Raw genomic sequence first — 9,082 nt, forward strand, 5'->3', positions numbered from 1 at the left:
ATTGGAGGGCAGCAGGGGCTCTATCCGCTCCCACTGCTCGTCGGTGAACTGGCGAAATCGTGACTTCGTCTGTCCCATACGGCCACGGTCTCGCGGGTCACCGCTCAGCTATGGGAGACACGCCCTAGTCAAGGAATGTGGACAGTTCTTCGATGAGTAGCCAGCGACGCGCGGAGGTGTGCGCTTTCTTTCGACGACAACCCCGCCCCCAGTCGAGCCCAACCGGTTCCAGAGATTTCGCATCAGTCGGACCCACACGCGGGTGTTCCTGCTCTGCGGAGCCGGCCCCGGTCACGGCTGACCGCCGAGCTGGAACGAGATTATCGATCGCGGTAATCCGTTAAGGTGACTCCCATCGCTCAGCGACCGGCCTCGATGTTCGACCGCGAGAAAGGGGAGAGACCGTCATGTCCTCAGGGATCGTGTCCGTGGCTCTGGTGGCGCTGTCTGTCGTTGCTCTCTTCTATGCACTCCACCGCGTGGCCAGCATTACCTCCGACCCGTTGACAGTCCTGCCGGCCCAATCCGGGTGGGCACCGCAGGAGCACGCCCTGTCGCGGTTCCACGCACGCTGGTACCTCGCCTCGATCGTGTTTCTGGCCTTCGACGTCGAGATGCTCTTTATGTACCCGTGGGCCGTGGTGGTGATCGAGAAGGGGCTCTCTGCGGTGGTGGAGATGTTCCTGTTCCTTGGTGCCCTGCTAGTCGCCGTGGCCTGGGCACGGCGAGAAGGCGCATTCCGATGGGCTTGAGCCCGTTTCTCGCCCGCCTCGCCGTCCAGGCCACCCGGGTGCTCGTCGTCGAGGCCCCGGGCCAGTGGGCGACTCGGATGGAGCTTGAGCAACAGCTACTCCGTCGCGGGTGGCGGATAGCCAGTAGTCCGGCTCAGGGGGACGTGCTCGTCGTGTGTGGTGCGCCGGGTCCTGAGCTGTCGGATCTGGCGAACCGCCTCTGGGAGCAGATGCCCGGCCCTCGGGTGCGCATCGGCATCGCCTCGCCCGGAGCGGTGGTTCCCGCCCTCGACAATGCCACTGCGCTCCTGCTCGACACTTCCCATCACCGGACCGACGCCCGCGAACGGGCGCAGGAGCCCTCGATGTCCGATCACGCGAACAATGCTGATGGCGAAGGGCACGAAGGGCACGTGGGCCACGAAGGACACGAGGAACACCAGGGCCACGGTGGACACTCGGACCACGAAGAGCACGCGGATCGCCAGGCGCACGAGGGCCACGAAGACCATGGCGGGCATGGTGGCCACGAGGGCCACGCAGACCACGGCGGGCACGAGGGCCACGAAGACCATGGCGGGCATGGTGGCCACGAGGGCCACGCAGACCACGGCGGGCACGAGGGCCACGAAGACCATGGCGGGCATGGTGGCCACGAGGGCCACGCAGACCACGGCGGGCACGAGGGCCATGAAGGCCATGGCGGGCATGGTGGCCACGAGGGCCATGAAGGCCACGGGGATATGGACATGGCTCCCGCCGGGATTCCCTTGGCCGAAGGCGGGGAGGACCGCGACGGCCTGGAGATGGATGTTCTCCATCTGCCGCTCGGTCCGGTATTGCCGTTCTGGCCGGCCGGGCTCGTGCTGCACTGCTCGCTACAGGGGGACGTTGTCGTCGACGCCACCGCCTCGGTGATCGACGCGACGGAGCACAGGGCCGGAGCACCCGGTCGGCCCACGGACCACGCGTCTGCCACGGTGACCCAATGTGATCAGGTCATGGCACTGCTGGCACTGGCCGGTGCCGAAGACCTGGCGGACTGCGCCCGCCGTGCCCGGGACGGGATTCTGACGGGCGATCCCGGTGCCGCCCGTGACGCCGTCGAGCGTCTGCACCGGAAGGTTCGCAGGTCGCGGCTGCTGCGCTGGTCATTGCGGGGCGTGCTGCCGCTCGGCCCGGCCGATCTGGAGCGCCACGGCTTGCCGGGGCACTGCCTCGGGGATGCCCACGACCGGTTGCTGGCCCAACTGGAACGGATCCGCGTCGAGGTCGGCGGCGCAACGCCGGACCGGGCGGATGGCGGCTCAGCGCAGGAATCTGCGGACAAACTAACTGTGCCGTGGGCGGTGGTGCCGGACCTGGTGACCGGTTTGGAGCTGGGCACTGTGCGCTTGGCGGTGGCGAGCCTTGATCTGGGCTCGCATCCTGCCGTCCGGGAGGTGGGGCATGTCTGAGACCGTGGTGACGACCGTGTCCGGTGGGTGGGCCGTGCTGGCCGGGGTGATCCTGTGTGGGCTGGCGTTGTTCGCGGTGGCGCTGGACGGGGTGCTCTCGTCGCCGGCGCGGGGCGGCGGTCGTGGCGGGCCCACTCCCCTGGCCCGTGCGGCCCGTCTGTTGCGGCAGCGTCGCCGCACGACGGTCGCCGCGGACACCCTGCTGTGGCGGATCGGCGGCGCGGGCATGCTGGTCGGGGCGTTCCTGATGATCGCCGTGATCCCGCTGGGCCGCTGGACACTGGCGGACCTCGACGTGGGAGTCGTGTGGTTCAACGCCGTCGACGTCATGGTGTGGGCCCTGGTCTGGCTGGCGGGGTGGGGCGCCAACTCCATCCACGGTCTGGTGGGCGGTTACCGCTTCCTCGCGCACGGGCTGGCCTATGAGCTGCCGCTGATGTTCGCATTGGTGGCCCCGGCGATCGCCGCCGGCAGTCTGGCGGTGGGCGACGTCGCGGCCGCGCAGGACGGCGTGTGGTTTGTGGTGTGGATGCCGGTGGCGTTCCTGGTCTTCCTGATCGGCGTGACCGGCTTCTCTGTATGGGGTCCATTCGCCCCGGCCCTGTCCGCGGACATCGTCGGCGGGGTGACGGCCGAACTCTCGGGGGTCGATCGGCTGGTCCTGCAGGCCGGGCGCTACCTGTTCCTCACCGCCGGGGCGGCGTTCTCGGTGCCGCTCTTCCTCGGCGGTGGTGCCGGGCCCGTCCTGCCCGACTGGGCGTGGGTGCTGGTCAAGACAGCGCTGGTGCTGACGGTTCTGGTGTGGGCGCGGCGCAAACTTCCGCTGCTGCGACCGGATCGGTTCATGGAGATCGGCTGGACTGTCTTGCTCCCGGCCGTCGTGGCCCAGGATCTGCTTGTGTCCCTCGTCGTGGTCTGGAAGGGCTGAGCCGTGCTGGTCGGGATCGTGTTCTGGGTACTCGCTGTGGTGGCGGTGACCGCGGGGACGGCCGTGTTCGTGGTGGACTCGATGGCCCGGGCCACCTACGCGCTGGCGGCATCGTTCATCGCCGTGGGGGTGATGATTTTGCTGCTGGGTCAGAGCTACCTGGGCATCATCACGATTCTGATGATGGTCATGGAGATGGCGGTGATGGCGGTCTACATGGTGATGTTCATGGGCATGAACCCGGCGCTGATGCCGATGGACATGACCCACGGGAAGAAGACCGCGATCGGCACCTCGGTCGGGGTCTTTGTGCTGCTGGCCGCCGGGGCGCTGCTGATCCCGTGGCCCGAGCGACGTGGCGCCCCACCCGAGGACCTCACCAACGCGCTGGGCCTGGAGATCATGGGCGAAAAGATGTTGGTGATGGCCGTGGTGGGCGCGGTCATGGTGGCCACCATCGTGGCCGGGATCGTCCTGGCCGCCGGGCGCACCCGCTACGACCGGCTCGGCGACGATCTGCGGCGCCGCCCGGCCGACGACCCCCAGCCGGGAGGTGTGGGTCGATGACCCTGGAGGCCGTTCTGGTGGTGGCCGCCGCCCTGTTCGCCGTCGGGCTCTACGGGGCCCTGTCCCAGCAGGTGGTGGTGATGGTGATGATGGGCCTGGAGTTGATGATCAACGGGGTGCTCCTGGCCGCCGCGGGGTTCTGGTGGTTCCTGGCCCCGGGCCCCTCCGGGCAGGTGCTGCTGCTGGTGGTGCTGGCGGCCATGACCGTGGAGATGGCCATGGGCTTTGCCGTGGCGACGCTGTTGCACCGCAAGCGGCAGACCGACATGACCGACATGGCCGAGGATCTCTCCGGATGACCGCCGACCAGACCTTGCTGCTGACCCTGGTGGTGCTCCCGGCTGCCGTGGGTGCGGTGCTCGCGCTGACCCGGGCGGAGCGGGTTGCGGCCCCGATCGCGGTATCGACCGCTGCCGTGACCGCGCTGCTGGCGGCTGTCGTCGCCGTTGCGCGGCCTGCGGTGGCGTTCCCGTTCATCGCCGGCGTCGACGTGGCATTGGAGGTCGACGCCCTGGCGGCGCTGACCCTGCCGATGGTCGCAGTGGTGACCCTTTTGGTGCTGGTTTTTGCGGCCGGCAACATCCGGGCGGCCCGGCCCCGCTTCCACGGGCTGATGCTGCTCTTCGCCGCCGCGGCCCTGATCACGGCCTCGGCCGCCAGCCTGCCGGCGCTGCTGTTTGCCTGGGAGTTGATGGGCGCGACCTCGTACGCGTTGATCGGGTTCTGGTGGCGGGACACCGACCGCGTCTCGGCCGGGCTCACGGCCTTCCTCACCACCCGTACCGCCGACCTGGGTCTCTACCTGGCCGCCGGCGCTGCCTTGGCCGGCGGCGCCGGTATGGGCCTGTCCGAGTTGCCGGCGGCGGAGAGCCCGTGGCGGCACGTGGTGGCGGCCGGGATCCTGGTGGCGGCACTGGGCAAGGCCGCGCAGCTGCCGTTCTCGTTCTGGCTCTCCGGCGCGATGAAGGGCCCCAGTCCGGTCAGCGCACTGCTGCACTCGGCGGCGATGGTGGCAATGGGCGGTTACCTGCTGCTGCGCGTGGAGCCGCTGCTCGCCTCCACCGGGTGGGCGGGCCCGGCCGCCGCGTGGATCGGGCTACTGACCGCGGTGGCGATGGGGATCGTGGCGTTGGCCCAACGGGATCTCAAACAGTTGCTGGCGGCGTCCACTGTGGCGCAGATGGGATTTGTGGTGCTGGCCGCCGGAGTGGGCGCGGTGAGCGGAGGTGCCGCCCAACTGGTGGCCCATGCCTCCACCAAGGCACTGCTGTTCCTCGCTGCCGGGGCGTGGCTCACCGCGTTGGGCACCGAGAAGCTCACGGAACTGCGCGGGGCGGGCCGCCGATGGCCGGTGGTGGGCGTGACCGCGACCGTGGGAGCCCTGGCCCTGACCGGGATCGCGCCGCTGTCCCTGTGGGCGACCAAAGACGCGGTGCTGGCTGGGGCCCTGGAGACCTCGGCCTGGCTCTACGCCACAGGACTGGTGGCGGCGGCCCTGTCGGCGGCCTACTCCGGCAAGGTCCTATGGACGATCTGGCACCGCGGGGCCCAGGCCCGGGTCGAGGAGCCCACCGCCGGGCGGGAGGTCGGCGCAACGCAAGAGCTCGGCACCGGGCAGGTGGGGGCGCTCGAGCAGGCCCCGCTGGTCGTGCTGGCCGCGGGGGCGGCCGGGCTGTCGGTGTTGGCGCTGCCCCCGCTCAGCGGCGCCCTCGCCCAGGCGATGGGCGGGCACGGCGAGGTGACGGCGCTCGAGCTCGTGGTCTCGGCCGCCATCGCCCTGGCCGTGGTGCTGCTGATGCGACGTCTACGCGCCCCGGAACTCGGGTGGGCCGAGCGGTGGCTGGGGCTGGAGGCTGCTGCGCACGTTGTCGTCGTCGTTCCCGTCATGCGGTTGGCGCACCTCCTGGCCCGGTTCGACGACGCGGTCCTGGACCGCGCCGTGACCTCCGTGGCCGGGGCCGTCCCGATGCTGGCACGGTCCGTGGCGCGGTTCGACGACGAGGTCCTCGACGCCGGAGTCGGAGCAGCCGCACGGGCCGCCCATACGGCCGGGCAGGGCGCGGCCCGCCTCGATGACGCCGTGGTCGACGGCGCCGTCGAGGGCCTGGCCGGTTGGGTTCGCCGACTCGGGCACCTGGCCCGCACCCCGCAGACCGGGGCCGTCCACCAGTACCTCCTGCAGGCCGTCGCGGTGCTCACCGTGGCCGTGGTGGCCTGGACCGTCTACGCAGTGATGGGATGAGCATGCTCAGTCTGATCGTCTTTCTCCCCTTGGCCGCCGCCGCCGTCCTGGCCGCGGTGCCGGCGATCGGGCCGGCGGCCGCGCGATGGGCGTGGATCGCGGTGAGCGTGCTGGAAGTGCTGCTGGTTGCCGTGGTGTGGGCCGGCTACAAGGACCCGGGACCGAACGGGCTGGCGTTCGAGGAGCAGGTGCCGTGGATCCCGGGGGTGGGCAGCAGTTACCACGTGGGCATCGACGGGCTGTCCCTGCCGCTGGTGGCGATGACGGTCGTGGTGTTCTTGGCGTGCGCTGTGTACTGCCTGCGGGATTCGGACCGGCCGCGCGTGCAGGCGGCGCTATTTTTGTTCCTGCAGAGCATGAGCCTCGGCGTGTTCGTTTCAGCCGACCTGATCCTGTTCTTCGTCTTTTTTGACCTGTCGATCGTGGGAATGTACTTCATCATCGCCGGGTGGGGCCACGGCAATGCGGCCCGGTCGGCGCTGAAGTTCTTCCTCTACACGTTCCTGGGGTCGCTGGCCCTGCTGCTGGGTTTCATCGGGCTGTATGTGTTCTCGGCGCCCCACACCTTTGACATCCCCGAGCTGGTCGCCGCACCCCCGCTGGCCGGTGAGCCGCTCGCCGGGGGGCTGGTGCTGGCGGCGATCCTGGTGGGCTTGGCCGTCAAGACCCCCACCGTGCCGTTCCACACCTGGCTTCCCCCGGCCCACACCGACGCCCCGGCCGCCGGCTCGGCCGTCCTGGCGGGGGTGTTGCTGAAGATGGGCGCGTACGGCTTCGTGCGGATCGCCATGCCGATGCTGCCCGAGGTCTGGCGGGCGTGGGCCTGGGTGATCGTGGCCGTGGGAATCGTCTCCGTGCTCTACGGCGCACTGGTGGCGCTTGCCCAGACCGACCTCAAGCGGATGATCGCCTACACCTCCGTCAACCACATGGGCTACATCGTCCTGGCCCTGGGTGCGGCCGGGCTGCTGGTGGAGGGTGCCGAGCAGGCCCGGTCCGTGGCGGTCACCGGCGCGATGGTGCAGATGGTCAGCCACGGACTGATCACCGCCGCCCTGTTCTTGCTGGCCGGGGTCATGCAGAGCCGGGCCGGGACCTACGACCTGGGTTCCTATGGCGGGCTGGCCGGCCCCGCCCCGCGGTACGCGGCGCTGTTCGCGATCGGCGCCTTTGCCTCCCTGGGCCTGCCCGGGTTCTCCGGGTTCATAGCCGAGTTCCAGATCTTCGCCGGCAGCGTGGCCGTGGCCCCGGTGACCGCAGTGGCGCTAGTGGGCATCGTGATCACCGCCGCCCTGTTCCTGCGGGCCCTGCAGCGGGTCTTCACCGGGCCCGCCGCCGGGCGCTCCCCCGGGTTCGCGGACCTGCGGGCGCACGAGCTGTGGTCGGCCGGCCCTCTGCTGGCGCTGTCCGTGCTGATCGGAGTGCTGCCGCTGGTGCTGCTCGGGGTGATCGAGCCGAGCTCGGCCGCCCTCGTGGAACTGGTGGGACGGTAACCCGTGGACGCCTCCATGCAGATGAGCCCCGGGCTGCTGCTGCCCGAGATCATCGTCTTTACCGGCGGATTGGCGGTGCTACTGGGCGGATCGTTCCTCCCCCGGCAGCGCCAGTGGATCGCCCGCGCCGCGGCCGCCCTGGCGCTACTGGGCGCCGCGACCGCCGCCGCGGTGGCTATGGCCGGGCCTGCGCAAAGCGCCTTTGCGGGTACCTTTGCCGTGGACACCGCCACCGGCGCCGCACGGGTGATAGCCACCCTGGCCACCCTGCTGATCCTGGGGGTGGCCTCCGGGGAGCTCAAGGACTCCCCGCGCGAATCCGACACCTACGCCCTGCTGCTCTTCGCCACCGCCGGGGTGATGGTCCTGGCCGGGATCACCGACCTGTTGGTGCTGATCGTGGGATTCCTGCTGGCCAGCATCCCGCTGTACGGGATCATCGGACTCACCGGCGGCCGCTTGGGCGCCGAGGCGGCGGTCAAGACCTACCTCATGGGGGCGCTGTCCGGGATCCTGTTGATGCTGGGCGTCACCGTGCTCTATGCCCTGGCCGGAGGCACCGACTACGCCCTGCTCCGGGAGGCGTTGCCCACCGCACCGGACGCCGCCGTGGGGACAGGCATCCTGGGGGTGCTGGCCGGGCTGCTGTTCAAGGCCGGCGGGGTGCCGATGCACTTCTGGGTGCCCGACGCCGCCCAGGGCTCCGGGGTCACCGCCGCCACGTTCCTGACCACCGTGCCCAAGGTGGGCGCGCTGGTGGCCGTGTACCGGTTGGTGGCCACAGTCTCCGCCGAAGAGCACTCCTGGTTGCTCGTCGCCGCCCTACTGGCCACCGCCTCGATGTTCCTGGGCAACCTGGCCGCCTACTGGCAGACCGATCCCCGCCGGCTACTGGGCTGGTCGACCGTGGCGCAGGTGGGGTTCCTGCTGGTGCCCGTGGCCGCAGCCGGGCGCAGCGACCTGGCCCTGCCCTCGCTGTTGTTCTACCTGGCCGCCTACGCCGTGACCAACGTCGCCGCCTTTGCCGTGACCGCTGCCCTGCCCGAGCACCGGACGCTCGCCGAATACCGCGGGCTGGCCCGCTCCCGCCCAGGGTTGGGACTGACCGTGCTGGTGGCGCTGCTGGGGCTGGTGGGCACCCCGCCCCTGGCGATCTTCGTGGGCAAACTGACCACCGCCACCGCCGCCTGGGACGGCGGTCACGGGTGGCTGGCTCTGGTGGTGGTGGTCAACAGCGTGATCAGCCTCTTCTACTACCTGCGCTGGTTCGCCCCCGTCTTCGCCCGACCCGACTCCCAAGCCGCCGAGTTCCCCGGACGCGGCGGGATGGCCGCCTGGCCGGCCGTCACGGCCGCGGTCGCCGCGACCGCGAGCCTGGCGCTGGGCGTCCTGGCCGGTGTCCTGTGGGCTGCCCTCGACGGCCCCGGGATCCTGTAGGGCTGGGAGCGGCAGCCTTCCCCAGCCGGAAGGGGCGTCGAGTAGGTGCGGGAGGGAGCCGGGGGCCGTACAGGAGAGCCCGCTTATAGGAGAGAACCCCCTAGGGCGTGTCTCCCAATCGGCGTAGCCAGGTGAGAATTGCGCAGAGGGTGACGGCGGCGCGGTAGGTGATCGCGAGTTTGTCGTAGCGGGTGGCCAGCGCTCGCCATTGCTTGGCCAGAGCGAAG

At 70.4% G+C, this 9,082-nt stretch carries 9 protein-coding genes; 8 read left to right on the top strand and 1 reads right to left on the bottom strand.

Features of this window, described 5'->3' with window-relative positions; genetic code table 11:
- The first annotated feature begins 407 nt into the window (after positions 1–407).
- The gene (locus J1M81_RS25170) at positions 408–752 is read left to right on the top strand and encodes an NADH-quinone oxidoreductase subunit A (RefSeq protein ID WP_007626392.1); all 345 of its coding nucleotides are present in this window, start codon (positions 408–410) and stop codon (positions 750–752) included.
- A gap of 95 nt (positions 753–847) precedes the next feature.
- Here the strand turns inward: J1M81_RS25170 and J1M81_RS25175 are convergent, their stop codons facing one another.
- On the bottom strand, positions 848–1,468 hold the full coding sequence (locus J1M81_RS25175) for a hypothetical protein (protein WP_241258476.1): 621 nt from the start codon (positions 1,466–1,468) through the stop codon (positions 848–850).
- A 12-nt stretch (positions 1,469–1,480) separates the two neighbouring features.
- On the opposite strand from J1M81_RS25175, the gene J1M81_RS25180 reads away from it, so the two are divergent.
- From J1M81_RS25180 to J1M81_RS25210, 7 genes are read left to right on the top strand one after another with little or no spacing between them, the layout of a single operon-like run.
- Positions 1,481–2,188: a hypothetical protein gene (locus tag J1M81_RS25180; RefSeq protein WP_223210110.1), complete on the top strand. Its 708-nt coding sequence runs from the start codon at positions 1,481–1,483 to the stop codon at positions 2,186–2,188.
- Positions 2,181–3,116: a complex I subunit 1 family protein gene (locus J1M81_RS25185; protein WP_017836399.1), complete on the top strand. Its 936-nt coding sequence runs from the start codon at positions 2,181–2,183 to the stop codon at positions 3,114–3,116. Before J1M81_RS25180 ends, J1M81_RS25185 begins: the two co-directional genes overlap by 8 nt.
- A 3-nt stretch (positions 3,117–3,119) precedes the next feature.
- Positions 3,120–3,683, top strand: a complete 564-nt coding sequence (locus J1M81_RS25190; RefSeq protein ID WP_064257203.1) for an NADH-quinone oxidoreductase subunit J — start codon at positions 3,120–3,122, stop codon at positions 3,681–3,683.
- Positions 3,680–3,982, top strand: coding sequence for an NADH-quinone oxidoreductase subunit K (locus J1M81_RS25195; RefSeq protein ID WP_017836397.1), 303 nt, complete (start codon positions 3,680–3,682; stop codon positions 3,980–3,982). The genes J1M81_RS25190 and J1M81_RS25195 overlap by 4 nt, the downstream gene beginning before the upstream one ends.
- Positions 3,979–5,925 carry an NADH-quinone oxidoreductase subunit L gene (locus J1M81_RS25200; RefSeq protein WP_206492765.1) on the top strand — a complete coding sequence of 649 codons (1,947 nt, stop codon included), beginning with the start codon at positions 3,979–3,981 and terminating at the stop codon, positions 5,923–5,925. The genes J1M81_RS25195 and J1M81_RS25200 overlap by 4 nt, the downstream gene beginning before the upstream one ends.
- 2 nt (positions 5,926–5,927) lie before the next feature.
- Positions 5,928–7,418, top strand: a complete 1,491-nt coding sequence (locus J1M81_RS25205) for a NuoM family protein (RefSeq protein WP_007626381.1) — start codon at positions 5,928–5,930, stop codon at positions 7,416–7,418.
- A gap of 21 nt (positions 7,419–7,439) precedes the next feature.
- Complete coding sequence (locus J1M81_RS25210; RefSeq protein ID WP_042329325.1) at positions 7,440–8,855, top strand: NADH-quinone oxidoreductase subunit N; 1,416 nt, start codon at positions 7,440–7,442, stop codon at positions 8,853–8,855.
- Positions 8,856–9,082 lie beyond the last annotated feature (227 nt).

The organism is Rhodococcus sp. KRD175 (genome assembly GCF_017168275.1).
Taxonomy (GTDB): domain Bacteria; phylum Actinomycetota; class Actinomycetes; order Mycobacteriales; family Mycobacteriaceae; genus Rhodococcoides; species Rhodococcoides fascians.

Bases quoted from the DNA above. Each gene is read 5' to 3' on its own strand.
- J1M81_RS25170 (WP_007626392.1), top strand. From the start codon at position 408: ATGTCCTCAGGGATCGTGTCCGTGGCTCTGGTGGCGCTGTCTGTCGTT.
- J1M81_RS25180 (WP_223210110.1), top strand. From the start codon at position 1,481: ATGGCTCCCGCCGGGATTCCCTTGGCCGAAGGCGGGGAGGACCGCGAC.
- J1M81_RS25185 (WP_017836399.1), top strand. From the start codon at position 2,181: ATGTCTGAGACCGTGGTGACGACCGTGTCCGGTGGGTGGGCCGTGCTG.
- J1M81_RS25195 (WP_017836397.1), top strand. From the start codon at position 3,680: ATGACCCTGGAGGCCGTTCTGGTGGTGGCCGCCGCCCTGTTCGCCGTC.
- J1M81_RS25200 (WP_206492765.1), top strand. From the start codon at position 3,979: ATGACCGCCGACCAGACCTTGCTGCTGACCCTGGTGGTGCTCCCGGCT.
- J1M81_RS25205 (WP_007626381.1), top strand. From the start codon at position 5,928: ATGCTCAGTCTGATCGTCTTTCTCCCCTTGGCCGCCGCCGCCGTCCTG.
- J1M81_RS25210 (WP_042329325.1), top strand. From the start codon at position 7,440: ATGAGCCCCGGGCTGCTGCTGCCCGAGATCATCGTCTTTACCGGCGGA.